The 23,295-nt window shown below is 65.8% G+C and carries 17 protein-coding genes, 1 tRNA gene and 1 riboswitch; of the genes, 14 read left to right on the forward strand and 4 right to left on the reverse strand.

Features of this window, described 5'->3' with window-relative positions; all coding sequences use genetic code 11:
• The first annotated feature begins 525 nt into the window (after positions 1-525).
• A riboswitch (cobalamin riboswitch) is annotated at positions 526-723 on the forward strand.
• 21 nt (positions 724-744) lie between these two features.
• A complete protein-coding gene (locus ACQRCJ_RS06155; RefSeq protein ID WP_204674919.1) occupies positions 745-1,632 on the forward strand; it encodes a sirohydrochlorin cobaltochelatase in 888 nt (295 codons plus the stop codon).
• Between the two features lie 522 nt (positions 1,633-2,154).
• Here the strand turns inward: ACQRCJ_RS06155 and ACQRCJ_RS06160 are convergent.
• Together ACQRCJ_RS06160 and sfsA are read right to left on the reverse strand one after the other, a co-directional pair.
• Positions 2,155-3,435 carry a phenylacetate--CoA ligase gene (locus ACQRCJ_RS06160; RefSeq protein ID WP_006006795.1) on the reverse strand — a complete coding sequence of 427 codons (1,281 nt, stop codon included), beginning with the start codon at positions 3,433-3,435 and terminating at the stop codon, positions 2,155-2,157.
• Between the two features lie 293 nt (positions 3,436-3,728).
• Entirely contained in the window at positions 3,729-4,517 is a 789-nt protein-coding gene (sfsA, locus tag ACQRCJ_RS06165) for a DNA/RNA nuclease SfsA (protein ID WP_427799484.1), read from the reverse strand.
• Between the two features lie 140 nt (positions 4,518-4,657).
• On the opposite strand from sfsA, the gene ACQRCJ_RS06170 reads away from it, so the two are divergent.
• Positions 4,658-5,836 carry a pyridoxal phosphate-dependent aminotransferase gene (locus tag ACQRCJ_RS06170; protein ID WP_168935023.1) on the forward strand — a complete coding sequence of 393 codons (1,179 nt, stop codon included), beginning with the start codon at positions 4,658-4,660 and terminating at the stop codon, positions 5,834-5,836.
• Positions 5,837-6,411: 575 nt separating this feature from the next.
• Positions 6,412-7,821: a threonine synthase gene (gene thrC, locus ACQRCJ_RS06175; protein ID WP_204626585.1), complete on the forward strand. Its 1,410-nt coding sequence runs from the start codon at positions 6,412-6,414 to the stop codon at positions 7,819-7,821.
• A 78-nt stretch (positions 7,822-7,899) separates the two neighbouring features.
• On the opposite strand, the gene ACQRCJ_RS06180 is transcribed toward thrC, so the two are convergent.
• Positions 7,900-9,600 carry an AMP-binding protein gene (locus ACQRCJ_RS06180; RefSeq protein ID WP_427799485.1) on the reverse strand — a complete coding sequence of 567 codons (1,701 nt, stop codon included), beginning with the start codon at positions 9,598-9,600 and terminating at the stop codon, positions 7,900-7,902.
• A gap of 68 nt (positions 9,601-9,668) precedes the next feature.
• Positions 9,669-10,241, reverse strand: a complete 573-nt coding sequence (locus ACQRCJ_RS06185) for a cupin domain-containing protein (RefSeq protein WP_320861411.1) — start codon at positions 10,239-10,241, stop codon at positions 9,669-9,671.
• Between the two features lie 135 nt (positions 10,242-10,376).
• Between ACQRCJ_RS06185 and hypF the strand changes: the two genes are divergently transcribed.
• From hypF to ACQRCJ_RS06240, 11 genes are all read left to right on the forward strand, one after another.
• Positions 10,377-12,914: a carbamoyltransferase HypF gene (hypF, locus tag ACQRCJ_RS06190; RefSeq protein ID WP_427799486.1), complete on the forward strand. Its 2,538-nt coding sequence runs from the start codon at positions 10,377-10,379 to the stop codon at positions 12,912-12,914.
• A gap of 163 nt (positions 12,915-13,077) precedes the next feature.
• Positions 13,078-13,153 (forward strand) — tRNA-Ala (locus tag ACQRCJ_RS06195).
• Between the two features lie 207 nt (positions 13,154-13,360).
• Positions 13,361-14,257: a hypothetical protein gene (locus ACQRCJ_RS06200; RefSeq protein ID WP_204675256.1), complete on the forward strand. Its 897-nt coding sequence runs from the start codon at positions 13,361-13,363 to the stop codon at positions 14,255-14,257.
• 122 nt (positions 14,258-14,379) lie between these two features.
• Entirely contained in the window at positions 14,380-15,537 is a 1,158-nt protein-coding gene (locus tag ACQRCJ_RS06205) for an MFS transporter (protein ID WP_168936051.1), read from the forward strand.
• Positions 15,537-16,040: a methylated-DNA--[protein]-cysteine S-methyltransferase gene (locus ACQRCJ_RS06210; protein WP_427799487.1), complete on the forward strand. Its 504-nt coding sequence runs from the start codon at positions 15,537-15,539 to the stop codon at positions 16,038-16,040. The genes ACQRCJ_RS06205 and ACQRCJ_RS06210 overlap by 1 nt, the downstream gene beginning before the upstream one ends.
• Positions 16,041-16,203: 163 nt before the next feature.
• Positions 16,204-16,968 carry a response regulator transcription factor gene (locus ACQRCJ_RS06215; protein ID WP_427799488.1) on the forward strand — a complete coding sequence of 255 codons (765 nt, stop codon included), beginning with the start codon at positions 16,204-16,206 and terminating at the stop codon, positions 16,966-16,968.
• A gap of 1 nt (position 16,969) precedes the next feature.
• The gene (locus ACQRCJ_RS06220; protein WP_427799489.1) at positions 16,970-18,394 is read left to right on the forward strand and encodes an ATP-binding protein; all 1,425 of its coding nucleotides are present in this window, start codon (positions 16,970-16,972) and stop codon (positions 18,392-18,394) included.
• Between the two features lie 310 nt (positions 18,395-18,704).
• Complete coding sequence (locus ACQRCJ_RS06225) at positions 18,705-19,985, forward strand: molybdopterin molybdotransferase MoeA (protein WP_427799490.1); 1,281 nt, start codon at positions 18,705-18,707, stop codon at positions 19,983-19,985.
• A 250-nt stretch (positions 19,986-20,235) separates the two neighbouring features.
• Positions 20,236-22,188 (forward strand): molybdopterin biosynthesis protein, encoded by a 1,953-nt coding sequence (locus tag ACQRCJ_RS06230; RefSeq protein WP_304049281.1) that lies wholly within the window; start codon positions 20,236-20,238, stop codon positions 22,186-22,188.
• A gap of 239 nt (positions 22,189-22,427) precedes the next feature.
• Positions 22,428-22,868, forward strand: a complete 441-nt coding sequence (locus tag ACQRCJ_RS06235) for a YqaA family protein (RefSeq protein WP_427799491.1) — start codon at positions 22,428-22,430, stop codon at positions 22,866-22,868.
• A gap of 13 nt (positions 22,869-22,881) precedes the next feature.
• Positions 22,882-23,295: very short patch repair endonuclease (locus ACQRCJ_RS06240; protein WP_427799492.1), on the forward strand; the 414-nt coding region annotated here is incomplete at its 3' end.

Raw genomic sequence — 23,295 nt, forward strand, 5'->3', positions numbered from 1 at the left:
TTCCCGGCGCTCCTGCCGCCAGCGGGGCAGGGCATGGGCCTCCCCGGCGGCATGTTCCGGCTGTTCCGCCTTCTTGCCCCGGCCCGTTTTGGCCCGGGCGGGAGCCTGCGCTGCCGGCTCCCCGGAAACACGACGCCCGGAACGGCGGGACGGGCCTTGCCTGTCCGCGCCCTGCTCCGGGCTGGCCTTGCCCCCGCTGCGACGGCGGGGCGCTGAACGTTTTTTCTCTTCCCTGTCGGCTTCCTGCGGGGCCTGCTCCTCATGGAGGGCGCCACGACGGGGCGCGGGAAATGATCGACTGTGCGTACTCATGTGATCAGCATAGCCCAAAGCCCGGACAAGGCCAAGCGTCCGCCAGCCTCCTTCGGCGACGGGGATGGCCCGAGCGGCGAAAAAAAGCAGGGCCGTCCTCCCCTCGCGGACCAGCGCCGCCCGTGACGCAACGGCCGGACAAAAGGAGCCTTCCCCCCGCATCTCCCGGACAGCGCAGGCTTTTACTTTTCCGCCCGGCTTGACTTTTGTGCTCCAAACCGTTTCTGATGGCGCATCCATGCGGGGAATTCCGTGCAAATCGGAAACAGTCGCGCTGCGGTAAGAGGGTACGGAGCTTCTTTGGCGACACGCCACGACAGCCAGCCGTCACGGTGAAGGCGAAGCAAAGGCCCGGAGGCATGCCTCCCCATTCCCTCAAGTCCGAATACCCGCTCCATCCCTAACCTTTCAACGCGTCATTGAGGAGGTTCCATGCGTCGCATCCCCACAACATCCCTGCGCTCCACGCTGCTGGCCCTGCTGCTCACCCTCTGCCTGGCCCTGCCTGCCCTGGCGGCCCAGAAGGAAGGGCTGCTGCTGGTGGCCTTCGGCACCAGCGTGCCCGAGGCCCAGCCCGCCCTGACCGCCATCGACAAGGAATTCAAGGCCGCCTTCCCCCACAGCCCCGTGATCTGGGCCTATACCTCCAGCATCATCCGGGCCAAGCTGGAAAAGAAGGGCGTGCACATCGGTGACGTGGCCGCCGGTCTGGAAGAGCTGGCCCGGCAAAAGGTGGACGTGGTGCGCGTCCAGTCCCTGCATGTGGTGGCCGGGGAGGAATTCAGCGAGATGGAGCGCCTGCTCGTCAGCTGGCTGGTCCGCCATCCCGACAGTTTCAAGGCCGTCTATCTGGGCCGCCCGCTGCTGGAATCCCGGCAGGATGCCGAAGATGTCTGCCGCGCCGTCCTCGGCGCCACCGAAGGCAAGCGCAAGTCCGGCGAGTTGCTGGCCCTCATGGGCCATGGCCAGAGCCACGGCCGGGGCGACATGATCATCGAAGGCATGCGCGCCACCCTGGCCGATGCCGACAACCTGGCCGTGCTGGCCACGGTGGAAGGCTCGCGCGGTTTCGACCAGGTGCTTGCCGCCATCAAGACCAGCCGCGCGTCCGTCATCTGGCTCCAGCCCTTCATGGTGGTAGCCGGGGACCATGCCCGCAACGACCTGGCCGGTGACGAGTCCGATTCCTGGGCCTCGCAGATCCGCGCCCTGGGCCTCACCCCCCGCCCCGTACTCACCGGTCTGGGCGAGCTGCCCGGCGTGCGCGCCGTCTTCGTGCGCCATGCCCGCGACAGCCAGGACGATCTGCTGAAGCAGTAAGACAAGATGCTGCCAAGGGGAGACGGGGCCTCTTTTGGAAAAGGGTCCCCCTTCTCCCCTTGGAACCCCTCTTCCCCCCTAAAACTTTTTCTCCGGTCCGGTCGGATGGTCCCCGTCGCTGTCTGAGAGGGCAAGGCATCCGGCACAGGACAGGCAGCCCGCAGCCCCGCCAGCCAGACGGTCGCAGACGCGAGGATCATAGATTCAGCCAATAGAAAAGGACGCCACGCATGGCGTCCTTTTCTATTGGCTTTTTTAGGTGCCCCACACTGGGCGACCGTTTATCGAAGTTCCTGGCCGTTCCCTTCCCATGAAAAAACAATCATATCTCCCCGGCCCGCTTACTGTCCCCTTCTTCCGCGCGCCCTGGGGACGGACGCACGAAGAAAGCCCGCCGTGGTCAGGCGGACCGTCACTGATCAGGACAAAAGTTTTTGGGAGGGATGGGGGGAGCTTGAGGGGGGAAGGGGCGACCTTTTTTCAAAAAGGGCCCCCTTCCCCCCTCAAAAAACAACCACCGCCCTAGCGCAGGTCGGTGACGCGCTTGGACTTGCTGAAGGTACGGGGCAGGCTGGCGTGGTCGGCGAGCTTCACGGCCACGCGGGCCAGCAGGGACTTGTGCAGACGCTGTTCCAGCGCGGCCACCAGCTGGGCATCGCCGCCGGAGGTGGCGCCCTGGGCGCGTTCCACGGTCAGGGTCATGTGGTCCAGCGAGCGGTCGTCGCGGGTCAGTTCCACATGATATTCGCCGCCCAGTTCGGGGAAGGCGCCGATGACGTCCATGATCTGGCCGGGGTAGATGTTGACGCCGCGGTAGATGATCATGTCGTCGGAGCGGCCGAGGATGCGGTCATGGCGGGGCATGCTGAGGCCGCAGGGGCAGTCGCCGGGCAGCAGGCGGGACAGGTCGTGGGTGCGGTAGCGCAGCAGGGGCACGGCCTCCTTGCGCAGGCTGGTAACCACCATCTCGCCCACTTCGCCTTCGGGCACGGGCTGCAGAGTCTCGGGATCGAGGATCTCGATGATGAACATGTCGGCCCAGTAGTGCAGGCCGTTGTGCTCGTCGCAGTCGATGGCCGTACCGGGGCCGTACATCTCGGTCATGCCCGCGATGTCATAGCTGCTTTCCAGACCAAGCTTGCTCTCGATGGCCAGACGCATCTTTTCGCTGCGGATCTCCGAGCCGCAGATGACCTTGCGCAGCTTGAGCTTGTCGCGGATACCGGCGCGCTCCACTTCTTCGGCCAGCAGCAGGGCCATGGAGGCCGTGGCGCCGAAACAGGTGGAGCCCATGTCGCGCAGGAGCTGCAGATGCATCTCCAGGTTGCCGGGGCCCACGGGGATGGTGAGCATGCCGAAGCGCTCGCTGCCCAGCTGGAAGCCCGCACCGGCCGTCCACAGGCCATAGCCCACGGCCACCTGCATGCGGTCCATGGGGGTCAGGCCAGCCATCTCGTAGCAACGGGCCATCTGCAAGGTAAAATTATTCACGTCATTGGCCGTGTAGGCCAGGATCTTGCGCTTGCCCGTGGTGCCGCTGGAGGCATGGATGCGCACCACTTCCTCTTCGGGCACGCAGAGCAGGGGCAGGGGATAGCCTTCGCGCAGGTCTTCCACGTCCACGGTGGGCAGACGGCGCAGATCGTCCAGCGAGGTGATGTCGTCAGGCGTGACGCCACAGGCTTCCAGACGTTTGCGGTACTGGGGGGACTTGAAAGCCTGGCGCACGGTGAAGCGCAGGCCTTCCAGCTGCTGGCGGGCGATCTCTTCGGGAGAAAGCCGGGGGATGAAACGGTGAGTCATGGAACTGTCTCCTTGAGATCATGGACCGTGGCAACAGGGGCCACAGGGGGCCGCCGGGACACATCGCCGCAAGGCGGTATCCGCCTGTGCCGGAGCGGCAAACGGCGAATCCCTTTCCGGCCGGGAACGGCCGATGCGCCCGCCACAGTTTGCCGCCCGTCATTGTGCGCGTTTTTGTCCCAATGGGCAACAGGGAGAGAACAGGCGTGGGGAAGGGGCGCTCACGCGCTGTGGGGTGCCCCTATGAAAATGGCCCCGCGCCCCTCCGCATCACATTCTCCAACAGGAGGACATCACAGTCCGGCGGGACGGGGCGCCACGGGCAGCAGGCCTTCCAGCTCGATACCGGCAGGGCTCACCGAGGCGCGGTAGGGATAGATCTCCACCCCGGCATCCATCGCCTCATAGAACAGGGCCGCATAGGCGGGGTCCACCACGTCCGCCGGGCCGAAGCAATGGCCGTCCGGGCGCTGCACCAGATAGAACATGGCCGCGCGTTCGCCGCAGCGCACGATGTCCATGAGCTCGCGCAGATGCTTCTGACCGCGCTCCGTGGCCGCATCGGGGAAGCAGGCCACGCCGTCTTCCACCATGGTCACGTTCTTGCATTCCACCCACAGCGGCGGCAGATCCGGCCCGGTGAGGCAGGCATCCAGGCGGCTCTCGCCGCGTTTGGCCTCCCGGCGGCATTGCGTGTATCCGGCGGCAAAGGCCAGCCGCCCGGCATGGAAGGCAACCTCTATCATACGGTTGGGCACGCTGGTGTTGACGCCCACCCAAAAGCCACGGCCCAGGGCGGAGCCATCCGCGCCTTCCTCCCCGCCGGGCAGGGGCGGTACGGCCCGCTCGGCCAGCCAGACGGCCTCCTGCGTGTAGGGCAGCTTGCGCGCCGGATTGGCCGCGGGCGAGGCCAGCAGCGGGGCCCCGGCCAGGGTCAGGCCCAGCATGCTGCCGGAATTGTTGCTGTGGACCCAGACGTTCTGCCCGTCCAGCAGCATCTCCACACTGAAGCGCTTGTAACGCCTGATGAAACGCCCCACCACACAGCCTTGGGGAAGGGGCAGCAACGGTGTTTTTTCCATGGATCATCCTTAAAAGGGACACAGGGCCGCGGGGAGGGGCCCTCGTTTACAGTCAGATATGAACCTGATACGCTATTGCGCCGTGACCGGAGCGGGCGCGCCGCAGTCCGGCCACTCCTATTCCAGGCAAGGAGCACCCTATGCAGATTTCCGAACGTGTGCGCACCATGAAGCCCTCGCTGACCCTCAGCGTCAACACCCGCGCCATGGAGTTGCGGGCCCAGGGCATACAAGTCACCAGCCTGGCCGTGGGCGAGCCGGACTTCCCCACCCCCAAGCATATCTGTGAGGCCGCCAAGGCCGCCATCGACGCCAATTTCTGCCGCTACACGGCCGTGCCCGGCATCCCCGAGCTGCGGGCCGCGGTGGGCGGTTACTTCAAAAAATTCTACGGCGAGGACATCGCCCCCGAATGCACCATCGTTTCCGCCGGCGGCAAGCATGCCCTGTACAACTTCATGCAGGCCTCCATCAACCCCGGTGACGAAGTGCTGCTGCCCGCCCCCTACTGGGTCAGCTATCCCTACACCATCCAGCTGGCCGGCGGCGTGCCCGTCATTGTGCAGGCCTCGCTGGAACAGGGCTTCAAGGTCACGCCCGAGATGCTGGATGCCAAGTGCACCGACAAGACCAAGCTGCTGGTGCTCAACACGCCCAGCAACCCCACTGGTGCCGTCTACAATGCCGAAGAACTGGCCGCCATCCTGGACTGGGCCGACAGCCGCGACGTCTACGTGCTGACCGACGAGATCTATGACCAGCTGGTCTTCGCTCCGGCCAAGATGGCCAGCGCCGTGCACCACTTTGCCAAGAATCCCGAAAAAGTGGCCATCCTCAACGGCGTTTCCAAGAGCTTTGCCATGACCGGCTGGCGCGTGGGCTATGTGGTGGCCCACCCCGAGATCATCAAAAAGATGTCCAGCATGCAGGGCCACTGCACGTCCAACATCTGCTCCATCTCGCAAAAGGCCGCCCTGGCCGGCCTTACCGGTCCCCTGGATTTCCTGGGCGAGATGCGCAACGCCTTCCAGCGTCGCCGCGACCTGGCCATGGACATCATCAACGGCTGGGATTTCGCCTCCTGCCCCTGCCCGGACGGTGCCTTCTACCTGTTCGTGGATGTGCGCAAGTGCTTCGGCGGCACGGTCAAGAACTCCACCGAGCTCTGCACCTGGCTGCTGGACAAGGCCCGCGTGGCCGTGGTGCCCGGCGCCGCCTTCGGTGACGACAACTGCATCCGCTTCTCCTACGCCGTCAGCGACGACACCCTGCGCGACGCCCTGCAGCGCATCGGCGACGCCCTGTCCCAGCTGCGGTAGAGGATGTTTCTTGAGGGGAGGGGGAACCCCTCGCGTTGCTGTCGATGCCCGTAGCTTCCTTCGTCGCAACGGGCACGGCCCTTCAGGCCGCCATACGGTCACGCCTAGCGCGAGAGGCCCCTTTCCCCAGCGCGCTTTATTTGAAGGAGGTCTGCCCTCCCGGCAAAAAGCGCTCCGATGAATGCCCAGCTGACCCGCCAAGCGGGAGCAGCCATCCCTCAACGGAGGGGCTCCAGCAGGAGCTCCTCCGTTTTCATTTTTCATACCGGCCAGACTCTTTTGCCCTTCCTGCCGGGGGACCGGCAGCGGGGCACGGCCATCATGCCACGCCGGACGCCATCCACCCGGATAAAATGCGTTTGGGGAGGGGTGGGGGCCCGGGGGAGGGGAGGCCCTTTTCGCATGGGCAAAAGGGCCTCCCCTCCCCCGGAAAAACGCCGCCCGCGCCTCCCCCTTCCCTGCCTGCCCTCTCGACAAGTCACGGGAGAGGATGGTAAAAAACTCCTTTCCTCATCCTGTCCCTGCAAGGAGATTATCCCGTGTGCCAGAGTGATTTTCCCGCCTATCGCGGTCAGATGGAATATGTGTGCCTGCACTGCGGCCAGCGTTACCCCGGTGACAGCCTGCTCTACACCTGCCCGTCCTGCGGCGGCGTGTTCCTGCTGGAAAACACCAAGTTCGACGAACTGAAACAGCGCAGCGGCGCGGAATGGCGCGAGATCTTCGACCGCCGTGCCTCCACCCGCAGCACGGCCCTGCGCGGCATCTTCCGTTATTATGAACTGCTGGCGCCCCTGCTGGACGAGGAAGACATCGTCTACCTGGGCGAAGGCCTGACCCCCATCGTGGAAGCCGCTCCGGCCCTGCGCGACCGTGTGGGCGTGCCCTTTGCCTACAAGAACGACGGCCAGAACCCCAGCGCCTCCTTCAAGGACCGCGGCATGGCCTGTGCGTTCAGCTATCTGAAATGGCTCTGCCGCCGCCACCAGTGGGACGAGGTGCTGACCGTCTGCGCCTCCACCGGTGATACCTCCGCCGCCGCGGCCCTGTACGCCTCCTATGTGGGCGCGCCCCTCAAGAGCGTGGTGCTGCTGCCCCACGGCAAGGTGACCCCGCAGCAGCTCTCCCAGCCCCTGGGCAGCGGCGCCACGGTGCTGGAACTGCCCGGCGTGTTCGACGACTGCATGAAGGTGGTGGAGCATCTGGCCGAGAATTACCGCGTGGCCCTGCTCAACTCCAAGAACAGCTGGCGCATCCTGGGCCAGGAATCCTACGCCTATGAAGTGGCCCAGTGGTACGGCTGGGACGTGTCCGGCCTGTGCATCTTCGTGCCCATCGGCAACGCGGGCAACATCACGGCCGTCATGTCCGGCTTCCTCAAGATGCTGGAACTGGGCATCATCACCAGCCTGCCGCGCGTCTTCGGCGTGCAGAGCGAACACGCCGACCCCGTGTACCGCTACTATGCCGCGCCCAAGGACGCCCGCGTGTGGCAGCCCGTGACCGTCACCCCCAGCGTGGCCCAGGCCGCCATGATCGGCAACCCGGTCTCCTTCCCGCGCGTGCAGCGCCTGGCCGAGAAGTTCATCGAAAAGGGCGGCGAAAAGGCCTTCCAGGTGGTGCAGGTGACCGAACAGCAGATCATGGACGCCATGATCGTGGCCAACCGTCACGGCCACATCGCCTGCACCCAGGGCGGCGAATGCCTGGCCGGTCTGGTCAACGCCCGTGCGCTGGGCCTGGTGGGCGATGACGAGCACGCCGTGCTGGACGCCACGGCCCACGCCCTCAAGTTCTCCGGCTTCCAGGACATGTACTTCAACGACAGCTTCCCCGAAGCCTACGGCGTCAAGCCCCAGGCCGAGCTTTCCAACAAGCCCGAACTGCTGCTGCCCGAAAGCGCCCGCGAAGGCAAGGACGTGGCCACCTTCGCCCGCATGGGCGCCGATGCCGTGGTGGCCCGCCTGGGCCTGAGCCGCAAGTAGCCTCCGGCTCCTCCGCAAAACGTCAAAAGCCCCTTTCCCGACGGGAAAGGGGCTTTTTTCATGGCAGACAGATGTGCGCTATTTGGCGGTCTTGGAGTCCGGCTCGGCCATGGCTTCGGGCCAGCGCTCGGCGGCCATCTCGCGCAGCTTGAATTTCTGGATCTTGCCGCTGGCGGTCAGGGGGAAGCCGTCCACCACGGCGATGTAGCGCGGGATCTTGTACCAGGCGATCTTGCCGCGGCAGAAGGCGCGCACGTCTTCGGGTGCCACGGGCACGTCGGGCCGGGCGATGATGAAGGCGCCCACTTCCTCGCCATATTTGCGGCTGGGCACGGCCACCACCTGGATGTCCAGCACGCCGGGCATGCCCATGAGGAATTCCTCGATCTCGCGCGGGTAGACGTTCTCGCCGCCGCGGATGATCATGTCCTTGATGCGGCCGGTGACGCGCACGTAGCCGTCCTCGTCCATGGTGCCCAGGTCGCCGGAATGCAGCCAGCCGTCAGGGCTGATGGTGCGGGCCGTCTCTTCGGGCATATTGTAGTAGCCCTTCATGACGTTGTAGCCGCGGCACAGGATCTCGCCCACTTCGCCGCGCGGCAGTTCCTCGCAGGTCTCGGGGTCGCCGATGCGCACCTCGATGCCGGGCATGGCGCAGCCCACGGTCTCGCAGCGCAGGTGCAGGGGGTCGTCGGGGTCGGACTGGGTCATCACCGGCGAGCCCTCGGTCAGGCCGTAACAGATGGTGATGTCCTTCATGTACATGTCTTCCACCACGCGCCGCATGAGCGGCTCGGGGCAGACGGAACCGGCCATGATGCCCGTGCGCAGGCTGGAGACGTCGAAGCGCTTGAACATCTTGTGTTCCAGTTCGGCCAGGAACATGGTGGGCACGCCGTACAGGGCCGTGCAGCGCTCGCTGTCCACGGCGGCCAGCACATGCAGGGGGTTGTAGGCTTCGAGGATGACCATGCAGGCCCCGTGGTTGACGCAGGCCGAGACCCCCAGCACGCAGCCGAAGCAGTGGAAAAGCGGCACGGGCAGGCAGACGCGGTCCTCGTCGGTGAAGCGCTGGTTGCGGCCGATCCAGTAGCCGTTGAGGCCCACGCCCACATGGGTCAGCATGACGCCCTTGGGGAAGCCCGTGGTGCCGGAGGTATACTGCATGTTGATGGCGTCCCAGGGGTCCAGGCTGTCCTGCCGGGCCTGGTACTCGGCATCATCGGTCATGATGGACATGGACAGGATCTCGGGCACGGAATACATGCCGCGATGCTTCTCCGCGCCCAGGAAACAGACGCGCCGCAGATGCGGCAGGCGCGCGAAGCTGAGCCGGTCGCGGCTCTGGTAGCGCAGCTCGGGGGCCAGAGTGTAGAGCGTGTCGATGTAATCATGGTCGCGCAGGCTGTCCATGATGAAGATGTTCTCGCACTCCGACTGGTTGAGCAGGTATTCGAGCTCGTGTTCGCGATAGTTGGTGTTGACCGTGATCAGGATGGCCCCGATCTTGGCCGTGGCGAACTGCAAGGTCACCCAGTAGGGCACGTTGCTGGCCCAGACGGCCACCTTTTCCCCTTTCTGCACGCCTAGCGCCATGAGTCCTTTGGCGAACAGATCGACGGTATCGGCAAACTCGCGCCAGGTCTGGCGGTAGTTGCGGTCGGCATAGACGATGGCTTCCTTGTCGGGGATGCGGGCCACCGTCTCGTCCAGGATCTGGCCAAGGGTCTTTTCACGCAGTTCGAACAGCGCCTGGCGCTGGCGCACTTTCTCGTCCATGGATCATCCTCATATACCGCGCGGGAGCGCGGGCTGTGTACGCAAAAGGGCCGGGGAACGACGGGAGACTACGGCGTGTAGGTCACAGCCAGCAGCTGGGCCGGGTCGTCGCCGTGCGCGCCCACGTAATGGGGCACGATGGAGTTGTAATAGATGGTCTCGCCGGCCTTCAGGTAATAGGTCTCGCGGCCGTAGACCACCATCAGCTCGCCCTTGAGTACCAGGATGAATTCCTCGCCCTGGTGCGAGATGGTCTTCCGCTCTTCGTCCTTGTCGGGATAGATCTCGATGAAAAAAGGCTCCATGTTGCGGTCGCTCTTGCCCTTGCCCAGCGCCTGATAGATGTAGCTGGAACGGGGGGTGCGGCCGGTGTGCATGGCGGGGTCCACGCTGCCCAGCTGGGCTATGCGGGAAATGATGGGATCGCGGGTGAACTGGTCATCCAGGAAGGTGCCCAGACGGACGCCCAGCGAGCGGGCCACCTTCTGCAGGGGGCCGATGGTGGGATATATCTCGTCATTTTCCATGCGTTCCAGAAAATTGACGGTCAGTCCCGTATTCTGTGAGAGGGTCTCAAGATCCACGTTCCTTTCCTCGCGGAACGTGCGGATGCGCTTTCCGACACTGCTTTTTCCGGCCATGTCTGTCTCCTGTTGCAGTCTGTGCAGAAAAACCAAGGGTAAAAAGTGTTCTGAAAAATATCATAAAGTCTTATGGCCCCGCAAGGCGGCAGTCCGTGCGTAGCGCAAACGTCGAAAAAACGCTAGGCTCGTCCCATGATACAGCACAAACGTACGGCCTTGCTGGCCGCAGGACAGGTCCAGGGCGTGGGCTTCCGCCCCTTCATCTACAGGCTGGCCGTGGAAGGCGGCCTTTCCGGCAGCGTGGGCAACACTTCGGACGGGGTGCGCATCGAGGTGCAGGGGCCCCCGGAACAGGTGGATACCTTTGCCGTGCGTCTGCGCCGGGAGCTGCCGCCCCTGGCCCGGCTCACCCGGCTGGAGATCACGGAGCTGCCCCCCGTGGACGGCGAGACGGAATTCGTCATCGTGGCCAGCCACGGCCATGCCGGCCACAGCGTGCTGGTCAGCCCCGATGTGGGCATCTGCGAGGACTGCCTGCGCGACATGCACACGCCCGGCAATCCGCGCTTCGGCTATGCCTTCACCAATTGCACCAACTGCGGGCCGCGCTACACCATCACCCGGTCCATCCCCTACGACCGCGCCACCACCAGCATGGCCTGCTTCCCCTTCTGCCCCCGCTGCGAGGCCGAATACCGCGACCCTCTGGACCGCCGTTTCCATGCCCAGCCCGTGGCCTGCCCGCAATGCGGGCCGCGCCTGTGGCTGGTGGACAACCCGCTGCTCCCGCCCGGCGGCACCCTGCCCCCGGACAGCGCCCCGGCAAACTGGCCCGGCCCGGAGACCCTGCCGTCGGAAGCATCCATGCGGGATGCCGTGGCACGGGCGGCCGCCCTGCTGCGGGAGGGCCACCTGCTGGCCCTCAAGGGCCTGGGCGGCTTCCAGCTGGCCTGTGACGCCCGCTCCGCCCGCAGCGTGGCCCTGCTGCGCCTGCGCAAGCGGCGCCCGCACAAGCCGCTGGCCCTGATGGTGCCGGATCTGGCCACGGCACGGGAGCTGTGCGACCTTGCCCCGGAACACGAGGCCCTGCTGCTTTGCCCGGAAAAGCCCATCGTGCTCTGCCCGGCCCGCAAGGGCTGCCTGCCCCCCGCCATCGCGCCGGATACCGCCGGTATCGGCCTCATGCTGCCTTACACGCCCCTGCATGCCGTCCTTTTCGACGAGCTTGTCCGCCTGACCGCTACGGCCGGAGAGCCCGCGCCCGTGCTGGTCATGACCTCGGCCAATGCCAGCGGCGAGCCCATCTGCCTGGGCAACCGCGAGGCCCTGCGCCGTCTGGCGCATCTGGCCGATGCCTGGCTGCTGCACGACCGTGACATCCTGGTGCGCGTGGACGACAGCGTGGCCGGTGTGCGTCCCCTGCCCGCCGACGGGGAAAAACCCGCCGCGGCGCCCTTTTTCTACCGCCGGGCACGCGGCTATGTGCCCCGCCCGGTGATGCTGCCCGAAGCCTGGGGCACGGATCTGCCCTGCGTGCTGGGCACGGGCGGCGAGCTCAAGGCCACGCTCTGCCTGACGCGCGGCAACGAGGCCTTCGTCAGCCAGCATGTGGGCGATCTGGAGAACGCCCCCACCTTCGGTTTTTATGAGGAAGTGGCCCGCCACCTGCAGGATCTGCTGGAGGTGCGGCCCGCCGCCGTGGTCTGCGACCTGCACCCGGATTTCCTCTCCACCCGCCATGCCACGGAACTGGCCCGGCGCGAGGGCCTGCCCCTCTGGCATCTGCAGCACCATGCCGCGCACGCGGCCTCCGTGCTCACCGAGCACGGCCACACCGGCCCGGCCCTGGCCCTGACGCTGGACGGCACCGGCCTGGGCACGGACAAGAGCATCTGGGGCGGAGAGCTGCTGTTCATGGAACTGGATGCGCCCCGCTGGCAGCGTCTGGGCCGTCTGGCGCCCTTCCGTCTGCCCGGCGGGGAGGCCGCCATCCGCGAGCCTTGGCGCATCGCCCTGGGCCTGGCCCTGCAGAGCGGTCTGGCCCCCGAAGCCCTGACCGGGATCTGGGCGGACTGCGCTGACGACGGGGACGATGTCCGCCGTGCGCCGCAGGCCATGGCCGTCACGGCGGTCAGCGAGATGTGGCGCCGGGGCCTCAACTGCCCGCCCACGTCCAGCGCCGGACGCCTGTTCGACGCCGTATCCGCCGCGCTGGGCCTGTGTACGCACATCACCTATGAAGGACAGGCCGCCATCCGTCTGGAAGACGCCGCCGCCCGCAGCGCCCTGCCGGGACAATGGTGGCGCATGCGGGCGGAAGAGCTGCGGGCCCCGCAGCCGGAGCACGAGCTGCTGCCCGCCCTGCCCCTGACGGAAGAGGACGGCCTTTTACAACTGGACGGCACGGCCCTGTTCGCCGCCGTGCTGGCCCGGCGCGACCGCCTGCCCGTGGAAGACCTGGCCGCCCGTTTCCACTGGCAGCTGGCGCAGGGCTTCACGGCCCTGGCCGCCAGGGCCGCCGGGGCCACGGGCGTGCGCGTGGTGGGCCTTTCCGGCGGCGTCATGCAGAACGCCCTGCTGGCCCGCCTGCTGCCGCTGCTGCTCGCGGCGCACGGCCTCACCCCCTTGTGCCAGCAGGAAGTGCCGCCCGGTGACGGCGGCATCTCTCTGGGGCAGGCAGCCTGGGCACAGGCCTGTTTGCGGGCCGGTCTGCCCACGGAACTGGTATAGTCCGCTGACGGCCCATGGTGGCCCGGACACCCCTGTTGCCGGGGCAAACGCTGTGCGCTTCTTATGTAATTTATTGAGATAAAAGGATAAAAAAGAAAAATCACTTTTTTTGATTTTTTCGTTGACAGCCAAGGGCTTTTTGGGCAGTATGCATTTCTGCCGAGGGGCTGTAGCTCAGTTGGGAGAGCGCTTGAATGGCATTCAAGAGGTCAGGAGTTCAATTCTCCTCAGCTCCACCAAAAAGGAAATCAGGGTTTGCGGAAACGCAGACCCTTTTTTCGTTTTCGGCTCCCGCCGTTTTTCTCCCCCCCCGCCACATGACGCCATTGTGTCATTCTGTGACATTTTCACGGAGCCCGTCTTCCCCCGTTGCCCTTTTTCTCTTAGCGCGCTACTAGGGGAAAAAGGACCGTCAATGACCCGGTCCAAAGAAGGAGGAAGATGAGATGAAAGGTTTGTTCGCTTCCCTGGCAATGCTTTGCGCTCTGTGCGTGGCCCTGCCCGCCGCCCAGGCCAAGCCCCTTCCCGGTGCCAAGTACACCTACACCCTGAAAAGCGTCATGCCCGTGGCCGGTCGCCAGGGCGTGGCCTGCGACGGCAAATTCATCTATGTGAGCTGCAGCAAGGCCCTGTACAAGTACGACATGAACGGCAAACTGGTGGCCGAGAACAAAAATCCCTTCGAAGGCTACTCCATCCCCTCCAACCACATCGGTGACATCGACGTCTACAACGGCGAGATCTATGTGGGCGCCGAAAATTTCATGGACGGCGTGGGCAAGGACATCCAGATCGCCATCCATGACGCCAACACCCTGAAATTCAAGCGCACGTTCAAGTTCGAGCCCAAGTCCGGCCAGGAAGAAGTGTCCGGCATCACCGTGGACCCGGTCAAGAAGACCGTGTGGATGTGCTCCTGGGTGGGCGAAGAAAGCGGCCGTCATCTGTATGAATACGACCTCAAGGGCAACTACCTGCGCAAGGTGCATCTGCAGCCCGTGCCGCAGTGGGTGCAGGGCGTGTTCTACTACAACGGCTCCCTGTTCATGACCGCTGACGACGGCACCGCCGACGACAACGAGCCCGACCACCTGTACCGCATCGACATCACCTCGGACAGCAACGCCCATGTGTACATGGAAAAGGTCTTCGACGAAGCCATCAAGCAGGGCGAGATCGAAGGTCTGTGCGTGGATCCCTCCACCGGCGACCTGCTGGTGCACATGAACCGTGGCGCCCGCATCGTGCTGGGCATGGGCAAGGGCTTCTACCCCGGCTACACCGAGGAAGTCCACGAGATCTACCGCTACAGCATGGAAGCCAAGCAGCCCCCGCGCCGCTAGGCATCGTGTCCTACCTGTCTTTCCGGGCCGCCTTCGGGCGGCCCTTTTTCGTGTCCGCCTCCCTTGACGCCGCCTGCCCTGCCCGCTATGCCCATGCCTCAAGCTTTCCGCAGGAGACAGGCATGGACCTTCGCAAAATACTGCTCATTTCCCTGGGGCACCTCAGCTGCGACCTCAACGGCGGCGCGCTGCCCTCGCTGATGCCCTATCTGGCCGCGGCCCACGGCTTCAACTATCAGGCTGCGGGCGCCCTGATGTTCGCCTATTCGGCCACCTCTTCCCTGGTGCAGCCCGTATTCGGCTATCTGGCCGACAAACACGCCCGTTCCTGGTTCGTACCGCTGGCCGTGCTGCTGGCGGGCGGCAGCCTGGGCCTGGTGGGTTTTCTGGACAGTTACTGGGCCATCTTCCTCACCCTCATGCTCTGCGGCGTGGGCGGCGCCCTGTTCCATCCCGAAGGGGCCCGCTATGCCAACCTCGTCTCCGGCAACCGCAAGGGCGCGGGCATGAGCATCTTTTCCGTGGGCGGCAACAGCGGCTTCGTGGTGGGGCCGCTGCTGGTGGCCGGGGCCACCTTCGTGGCGGGCCTGCACGGCACGGCCGTGTTCCTGCTGCTGGCCCTGTGCACGGCCTCGTTCCTCTTTTTCCAGATGCGCGGCTGGCAGCGCCAGATCCCCCAGAGCAATGCCGCCGCAGGACAGGCCGAACCGCGCAACGACTGGCATGCCTTCGGCGTGCTGACCCTGGTCATCGCCTCGCGCTCCATCCTTTTCCTGGGCTTCAATACCTACATCCCCATGTACTGGCATGACGTCTTCGGCCAGAGCAAGGAATTCGGCGCCATGATGCTGGCCTTCTTCTGCGTCTGCGGCGTCAGCAGCAACGTGCTGGGCGGCTTTCTGGCCGACAGGATCGGCTATGCCCGCATCATCCGCCTTTCGTGGTGGCTGGCCCTGCCCGCGGCCCTGGCCTTCGCCTGGGTGGACAGCATGTGGCTGGCGGCCCTGCTGCTGGCCCCGCTGGCCGTGGGCCTGTTCGCGCCCTTCAGCTCCATGGTGGTGCTGGGCCAGAAGCTGCTGGCCCGCAACATGGGCTTCGCCTCGGGCGTGACCCTGGGCCTGCCCATGACCCTGGGCGGCATGGCCATGCCCCTGCTGGGCTGGATCGCGGACAATTTCGGCGGGCTGGGCACGGCCATGGCCTGCCTGGTGCCCGTGGCGGCCCTGGGGGCGCTGGCCTCCCTGCGCCTGCGGGACGACGCCGCCGGGGAGCGTGCCTGATGCCGGTCGCCGGTCTTGCAAGCCCCGTGGGGCCGCTCTGGCTCACGGAAAAGGACGGGCATCTGGTGGCCCTGGACAGGACATGCCCCTCCCCGGCCCACTGCCCGCCCGAGGCCATCTCCCTGCCGGGACAGCCCATGGCGAGCCCCCTGCTGCACGAGGCCCGGGAACAGCTGGCGGCCTACTTTGCGGGCCGCCTGCGCCGCTTCGACCTGCCGCTGGCCCCGCAGGGGACGCCCTTCCAGCAGCGCGTCTGGCGGGCCCTGCAGGACATCCCCTACGGACGGACCTGCTCCTACGCCGAACTGGCCGCGGCCGTGGGCAGCCCGCGTGCCTGCCGTGCCGTGGGCCAGGCCAACGGCCGCAACCCGCTGATGATCGTCATCCCCTGCCACAGGGTCATCGCCGCCGGTGGCGGCCTGGGCGGCTACAGCGGCGGTCTGGACATCAAGCGTTTCCTGCTGCGTCTGGAGGCGGGGCTGCCCCTGCCGGCAGACCGCTGACGCCCCCTGCTCCCTCCCCGGCGGTTGCCTCCTGGCGCGAGTACAGGTATTATGGATAAGTTCGTATCTTTACTGTCGTTTTTGATACAGAACTGCAAAATGACAGTAAAAGTATGACATACTTTGTCATAATACCCTGCCCTTCAGCCCCAGAGTGCGGACCATGAACACGATCCATACCATCTGTATCGTCGATGACGACGAGGAAATCCGCTCCTTGCTTTCCGACTATCTGCGTCGCAACGGCTTTTCCACCTGCACGGCGGGGAACGCGGCGGAGTTCCTCGAGATCCAGCGCCGCGTGCCCTGCAGCCTGATCGTCATGGACATCATGCTTCCCGGCATGAACGGGCTGGAGCTGTTCCGTACCCTGCGCGCCGAATCCACGGTGCCCGTCATCTTCCTCACCGCGCTGGGCGACATCACCGACCGCATCGTGGGCCTAGAGCTGGGCGCCGATGACTACCTGAGCAAGCCTTTCGAGCCCCGCGAGCTGCTGGCCCGCATCCGTACCGTGCTGCGCCGCACCGAAGGCAGCGCCCGCCGCGACCAGCCCGAGACCACGCCCCTGCAGTTCGCAGGCTGGCTGCTGGACCGCAGCGCCCGCCATCTGGTGGCGCCCGACGGGGTGGTGGTCTCCCTGAGCGGCACGGAATACCGCCTGCTGGAGATCTTTTTGCAAAACCCCCAGCGTGTGCTCAGCCGCGACGAGCTGCTGGAACGCACCCAGGGCCGCAACGCCGTGCCCTATGACCGCAGCATCGACGTGCAGATCAGCCGCTTGCGCACCCGCCTGCACGACAACGGCCGCGAGCCCCAGCTCATCAAGACCGTCCGCGGCGACGGCTATGTGCTGGCCACGGACGTGCGCCCGCAGTTCGTGCGTCCGGCCCTGCCCGTGGATGCCCCCATCATGCCCGGGAAGTAGCATGCGCGCCCTCCTTGCCCGTCTGCTGCGCAGCCTGACATCCACCACGCTTTCCGCACAGCTGGCGGGCATGCTCATCGGCGGCATCCTCTGCCTGCATGGCGTGGCCACGTTCACGGTCCAGCTGGTGGAAGAACGGCAGACGGCCCGCTCCGCCCTGCTGGAACAGGCCAACAGCCTGGCCCTCTCCCTCCAGCTCCTGCATTCCGAGCCGTTCGAATACAAGCGCTCCCTGCTGGAACGGCTGGAGCGGCTGGACGTGGTCCACCTGAGCCTGAGCGATGCCCCCAATCCGGTCCGCCAGGCCCAGGACGAACGCGCCCTGTACCTGCGCGACCGCCTGCGCAAGAACCTGAACAGCATCGAGACCGATCTGGACACCCGCGAGATGCTGACCGAGGTCCAGCGCGTGCATGTGGCCGACAGCATGAACCCCACCCTGCGCCGCCATGTGCCCTGGACGCATGTGTACGAAAGCCGGGTGAGCGTGCGCCTGGACGACGGCAAGTGGCTGTGCGTGGTCATCAGCAGCGATGCCTATGATTTCTCCCCCAGCCAGGCCTCCCTGACCATGCTCCTGCTGGAAGCGGGCCTGCTGATCCTGCTCATCCTGGTGGTGGTGCATCGCGTGGTGCGGCCCTTGCGGGTGCTCTCCGGCAAGGCCGAGAGTTTCGGCCGCAACCTCTACACCGCCCCCTTGCCCGAAGACGGGCCCACCGAAGTGCGCGAGGCCGCCCGGGCCTTCAACAAGATGCAGGAGCGCATCCGCGCCGGTGTGGGCCAGCACGAACGCATCCTGGCCGCCGTGGCCCACGACCTGCGTACCCCCCTGACCCGCATCCGCCTGCGCGTGGAGAGCATGGACCCCGCCTCCCCCCTGCGGGCCAAGCTGCTGGGAGACATCGACATCCTGGCCGGTATCATGGCCAATAGTGCCGAGCTCACCCGCGGCAGCGCCCGCGACGAGGTCGCCGCGCGCATGGACATGAACGCCCTGCTGGACAGCCTGGTCTCTGACCGGCAGGACATGGGACAGGACGTCAGCCTCGAAGGCAGCTGCGCCCGCCCCTGGACGGTGCGCCCCAACAGCTTCCGCCGCTGCCTCTCCAACCTGCTGGACAACGCCCTGCGCTATTCCGGCAGTGTCCGCATCCAGCTCCGGGAAAAAGACGATATCCTGCAGATCGACGTGCTGGACGACGGCCCGGGCATCCCCCCCGACATGCTGGAACAGGTCTTCGAGCCCTTCTTCCGCCTGGACGAGGCACGCAGCCCCCACACCGGCGGCAGCGGCCTGGGTCTGAGCATCGCCCGCAGCATGGCCTGCCGCAACGGCGGGGAACTGAGCCTGCACAACCGGCCGGAAGGCGGCCTGTGCGCCCGCTTGTGCCTGTACCGGTCGGCCATGGAGACGGAAACACTGTAGCCAGCGCCCCGCAGGGATGACGGGGAGAGCGCCATGCGGCCACAGCCGGGTCTCCCTTCAGGGAGTCTTCGCCTCCGCGTTCCCGGTGTCTTGCGTCAGGCCGCTTTCCCCCGCCGCTCCCGGGATGCCGCCTCCTGCCGCCGTGGCGATGCCCCTGCATCGTTCCTTCTCCCCACAGGGATGGCCGCACGGCCCGCAGCCGCCCTTTTCTCTCCACTGTGCCGCAGGAAGCAAAGGCTTTGCACCCGGCAGGCATTGCGGTATGCTTTTCTGCCGTCCGGCCCGTCACGCCGGTGCACAAGGAGAAGCCATGAAGAACTTTTTGACCCTGCAATCCGTGGAGACCGTGCTGGGGCATCTGCGCGCCCTGCCCGTCCTGCCCGCGGAGACCGTCCCCCTGACGGATGCCCTGGGCCGCCGCCTGGCGGAAGCCCTGCACGCCCCTGCCGACCTGCCCGGTTTCGACCGTTCCACCGTGGACGGATTCGCCGTGCGCGCCCGTGATGTCTTCGGCGCGCAGGAAGGTTCCCCCGCCCTGCTGGAATGCGTGGGCGACTGCCCCATGGGCGCCGTGCCGGACATCAGCCTCCAGCCCGGCCAGTGCGCGCGCATCCTCACGGGCGGCATGCTGCCCGAGGGCGCGGATTGCGTGGTCATGGTGGAATATTCCCGCCCGGCCGGCGGCAACATGGTGGAGCTCACCCGCACCCAGGCCCCCGGTGACCACGTGGTCATGCGTGACGAGGACGCCGCCGCCGGTGACTGCATCATCCCCGCGGGCCGCAAACTGCGCCCGCAGGAGATCGGTCTGCTGGCCTCCTTCGGACAAAAGGACGTGGCCGTACGCCGTGCGCCCCGGGTGGCCATCATCTCCACCGGTGACGAGGTGGTGCCCATCGGGAGCGAGCCCCGCCCCGGCCAGGTGCGGGACGTCAACTCCTACAGCCTTGCCGCCCTTTGCCGCAGTGCCGGTGCCGAGCCGACGCTGGCCGGTCTGGTGCGCGACGACGCCGAGGCCCTGCGCCGCACGGTGCTGGCCGCGCTGGACGAGGCCGACGTGGTGGTGGTCTCCGGCGGTTCCTCCGCCGGTATGCGCGACCATACCGTGGACGTCTTCACCTCCGTGCCCGGCAGCGAGCTGCTGACCCACGGCGTGGCCATCAGCCCCGGCAAGCCCTTCATCCTGGCCCGCAGCGGCGGCAAATGCCTCATGGGCCTGCCCGGCCATGTGAGCAGCGCCCTGGTCTGCGCCCGCGCCTTCCTCGTGCCCCTGCTGGAACACCTGCAAGGCAGCGCCGGGGACGGGCTCGTCCCCTCCCTCACCGCCCGCCTGACCCGCGCCGTGGCTTCGGCCCAGGGCCGTCGCGACTACATCCGCGTCAAACTGGTGCCCGCCAGCGCCGCGGCCCTCGAGGCTGCCTGGCTGCCCCAGGGACTGGACTGCTCCGATGTGGACTGGCTGGCCCAGCCGCTCATGAAGCCTTCCGGCGTGGTCTCCGGCCTGGTGGAGGCCGACGGCCTCGTCATCTGCGCCGAGAACCGCGAAGGCCTCACCGCCGGGGAACGCGTACGCGTGGAGCTGCTGGCGTAGATCCAGATCTTTTCGGGGGAAGGAACCCCCTTTTACTAGCGCAAAAAGGGGGTTCCTTCCCCCGTGCCCCCATCTTCCCCCCAATGCGCTTTATAAAAGGGACTGACCGCCTGTCGTTTTTGAAATGACGGCCCCGTTCCAAGGCAGGAACGGGAAAAGATGTCATGCCGACACCGGAGAGGATGTAATACCTTCCGGTCATGCGGCGGGAAGCCCTTCCGGCCTCCATTCGAGATATTGGGAGATATTTATGAAACGCGAACGTCATACCTATCTGACTTTGCAGACCGTGGAGGCCGCCCGCCAGGGCTGGCTGGACCGCATCAGCGCCGAGGGCCGCGAGCTGGCCACGGAGCGCGTGCCCCTGTCGGCGGCCCTGCACCGCGTGCTGGCCGAGCCCGTGGCCGCGCGCCGCTCTTCCCCGGCCTTCCACGGCGCGGCCATGGACGGCATCGCCGTCAACGCCGAATCCACCTTCACCGCCTCCACCCGGCGGCCCCTGCGCCTGACCATCGGCACCGACGCGTTCTGGATCAATACCGGCCATCCCCTGCCCGCAGGCACCAATGCCGTGGTCATGGTGGAGAACGTCAACACCGAGCCCGACGGGCAGCATGTGGTCATCGAAAAGGCCGCCTTCCCCTGGCAGCATGTGCGCAAGCTGGGCGAGGACATGGTGGCGTCCGAGATCATCCTGCCGCCCGGCGTCTGCATCGGCCCCTACGAGCTGGGCGCGCTGGCCGCGGGCGGCGTGCTGGAACCGCTGGTGTTCAAAAAGCCCCGCGTGGGCATCATCCCCAGCGGCACCGAGATCGTGCCCCTCACCGAGGCCCGCGAAGAAGACCTGTGCGCGGGCCGCTGCCTGCCGGAGTTCAACTCCTACATCTTTTCGGCCATCGTGCAGGAGGCCGGAGGCGAGGCCTTCACTCTGCCCATCGTGCCTGACGATCCCGAAGCCATCAGCGCGGCCATCGACGCGGCCATCGACCAGGGCGCGGATCTGGTGCTGCTCAACGCCGGCTCCTCGGCGGGCAGCCATGACTATTCCGCCGACGTCATCGCCCACAAGGGCGAGCTGCTGACCCACGGTGTGGCCGTCATGCCCGGCAAGCCCACGGCCCTCGGCATGGTGCGCGGCGTGCCCATCATCGGCTCGCCGGGCTATCCCGTCTCGGCCATCGTGGCCCTGGAAGAGTTCGTCCAGCCCCTGCTGGCCCTGCTCCAGAAGCGCTGCCTGGCCCACCGCGAAACGGTCACGGCCCTGCCCGTCAATCCGCTGCCCTCCCGCCCCGGCATGGAAGAACGCATCCGCGTCAAGCTGGGCCGGGTGGACGACACCTTCTTTGCCGTGCCCCTGCCACGCGGCGCGGGCACCGTCACCAGCCTGAGCCGGGCCGACGGCATCATCAGCGTGGCCCGCGACTGTGAAGGCATCAGCCGTGACGAGCCCGTGCAGGTGCAGCTGCTGCGCCCCCGCCAGCAGGTGGAAGGCACCCTGCTGGCCATCGGCAGCCACGACAACACCCTGGACCTCATCGACAGCTTCCTGCGCCGCGAGCATCCGCGCTTCCGTCTGGCCTCGGCCCATGTGGGCTCGCTGGGCGGCCTCATGGCCCTCAAGCGTCACCAGTGCCATCTGGCGGGCAGCCATCTGCTCAATGATGCCGACGGCGTCTACAACCGTCAGGCCCTGCGCGACAACCTCAAGGGCGAGCCCATGCTGCTGGTGCGTCTGGTGGACCGCGAACAGGGCCTTATCGTGGCCCCCGGCAACCCGCTGGGCATCCATGACATCGCCGACCTTGCCCGCGAGGACGTGCGCTTCATCAACCGCCAGCGCGGCAGCGGCACCCGCGTGCTGCTGGACTACCGCCTGAAGCAGCTGGGCATCCGCCCGCAGCAGCTGGCCGGGTATGAGGACGAGGAATATACGCACATGAACGTGGCCGCCGCCGTGCTTTCCGGCCGCGCCCATACCGGTCTGGCCGTGCGCGCCGCCGCCTGCGCTCTGGGCCTGGACTTCGTGCCCGTGGGCGTGGAGGAATACGATCTGGTCATCCCGCAGCGCTATGCCGAGGACGAACGCATCCTCGCCCTGCTGGATGTCATCCGCTCCGAGGCCTTCCGCAAGGAAGTGGCCGCCCTGGGCGGCTACGGTGTGGAAAAGACCGGTCAGGTCATCTGGGAATACGACGGCCGCTAGGCCGGGATAGTGTTGGGAGCTCTTCGGGGGAGGGGGCTATGGCCACAGCCGGAACAAGCGCCTTTCCCCGTTGCTTCCTTCCTCATGACGCTCATTGGAAAAAGAAGCGCGAGGAAAAGTCCGTACGACACTGGCCGATGGCGCCGCAGTCCGTCCCCTTGGTGACGCAGAGGCCTTACGGCAAGCGGTAGGCTCCTGAGGGGCTCACCGTAAAGATATGTCCCGCAGGAGGCCCGTGGATGCTGACCTTGCTGGCCCTGTACGGCGGGCTGTTCCTCACCGCGCTGGTGGCGGCCACCCTGCTGCCCGCGCAGTCGGAGCTGCTGCTGGGCACCCTGCTGGTGCAGAGCGGGGAACCGGCCTGGGCCCTCATCACCGTGGCCGCCCTGGGCAACAGCGCGGGTTCGGCCGTCAACTGGTGGCTGGGCCGTTATCTCACCCGCTTTCAGAATCGCCGCTGGTTCCCCTTCTCGCCGGAGTCCCTGCGCAAGGCCGAAGGCTGGTACCACCGTTACGGCCGCTGGACCCTGCTGTGCAGCTGGATGCCCGTCATCGGCGATCCCCTGACCCTGGTGGCCGGTACCTTGCGCGAGCCCCTGCCCTCCTTCCTGCTTCTGGTGGTGCTGGCCAAACTGGGCCGCTATCTGGTGGTAGCCGGTGTGGCCCTGGCTCTTTTATGAGGTAGAGTCTGTTATGAAATATGACTTTTCTGATACATTACCAGAAGTCTCTAAACGGATGTCAAAAGTTAAACGTCGCCGTGGCAAATATGAAGTTATCCTTGCCAAAGCACTATGGCACAGTGGATTGCGCTATAAATATAATTATAAGAAGCTTCCAGGATCTCCAGATATTGCTATAACAAGATATAAAATTGCAATATTTATTGATGGGGAATTTTGGCATGGTTATAACTGGGAACAAAAGAAAAAAAATTTAGGACGACATAAAGAATATTGGATTAGAAAAATTGAACGAAATATGGATCGTGATATAAAAAATGATATTTTACTCGTAGATAAGGGGTGGATACCCATCCACTTTTGGGAAAATGAAGTCAAAAAAAATATACAACAGTGTGTCGATAAAATATTTTTAATCTTAGAG

Source organism: Desulfovibrio sp. SGI.102, assembly GCF_050314315.1.
Lineage (GTDB): Bacteria > Desulfobacterota > Desulfovibrionia > Desulfovibrionales > Desulfovibrionaceae > Desulfovibrio.

Excerpts from the sequence above, each read along its gene's own strand:
- hypF (WP_427799486.1), top strand. The coding sequence starts at position 10,377 with ATGATACAGCACAAACGTACGGCCTTGCTGGCCGCAGGACAGGTCCAG.
- thrC (WP_204626585.1), top strand. The coding sequence starts at position 6,412 with ATGGAATATGTGTGCCTGCACTGCGGCCAGCGTTACCCCGGTGACAGC.
- ACQRCJ_RS06215 (WP_427799488.1), top strand. The coding sequence starts at position 16,204 with ATGAACACGATCCATACCATCTGTATCGTCGATGACGACGAGGAAATC.
- ACQRCJ_RS06205 (WP_168936051.1), top strand. The coding sequence starts at position 14,380 with ATGGACCTTCGCAAAATACTGCTCATTTCCCTGGGGCACCTCAGCTGC.
- ACQRCJ_RS06220 (WP_427799489.1), top strand. The coding sequence starts at position 16,970 with ATGCGCGCCCTCCTTGCCCGTCTGCTGCGCAGCCTGACATCCACCACG.
- ACQRCJ_RS06185 (WP_320861411.1), bottom strand. The coding sequence starts at position 10,241 with ATGGCCGGAAAAAGCAGTGTCGGAAAGCGCATCCGCACGTTCCGCGAG.
- ACQRCJ_RS06155 (WP_204674919.1), top strand. The coding sequence starts at position 745 with ATGCGTCGCATCCCCACAACATCCCTGCGCTCCACGCTGCTGGCCCTG.
- ACQRCJ_RS06160 (WP_006006795.1), bottom strand. The coding sequence starts at position 3,435 with ATGACTCACCGTTTCATCCCCCGGCTTTCTCCCGAAGAGATCGCCCGC.
- ACQRCJ_RS06200 (WP_204675256.1), top strand. The coding sequence starts at position 13,361 with ATGAAAGGTTTGTTCGCTTCCCTGGCAATGCTTTGCGCTCTGTGCGTG.
- ACQRCJ_RS06180 (WP_427799485.1), bottom strand. The coding sequence starts at position 9,600 with ATGGACGAGAAAGTGCGCCAGCGCCAGGCGCTGTTCGAACTGCGTGAA.
- ACQRCJ_RS06235 (WP_427799491.1), top strand. The coding sequence starts at position 22,428 with ATGCTGACCTTGCTGGCCCTGTACGGCGGGCTGTTCCTCACCGCGCTG.
- ACQRCJ_RS06225 (WP_427799490.1), top strand. The coding sequence starts at position 18,705 with ATGAAGAACTTTTTGACCCTGCAATCCGTGGAGACCGTGCTGGGGCAT.
- ACQRCJ_RS06230 (WP_304049281.1), top strand. The coding sequence starts at position 20,236 with ATGAAACGCGAACGTCATACCTATCTGACTTTGCAGACCGTGGAGGCC.
- ACQRCJ_RS06170 (WP_168935023.1), top strand. The coding sequence starts at position 4,658 with ATGCAGATTTCCGAACGTGTGCGCACCATGAAGCCCTCGCTGACCCTC.
- sfsA (WP_427799484.1), bottom strand. The coding sequence starts at position 4,517 with ATGGAAAAAACACCGTTGCTGCCCCTTCCCCAAGGCTGTGTGGTGGGG.
- ACQRCJ_RS06210 (WP_427799487.1), top strand. The coding sequence starts at position 15,537 with ATGCCGGTCGCCGGTCTTGCAAGCCCCGTGGGGCCGCTCTGGCTCACG.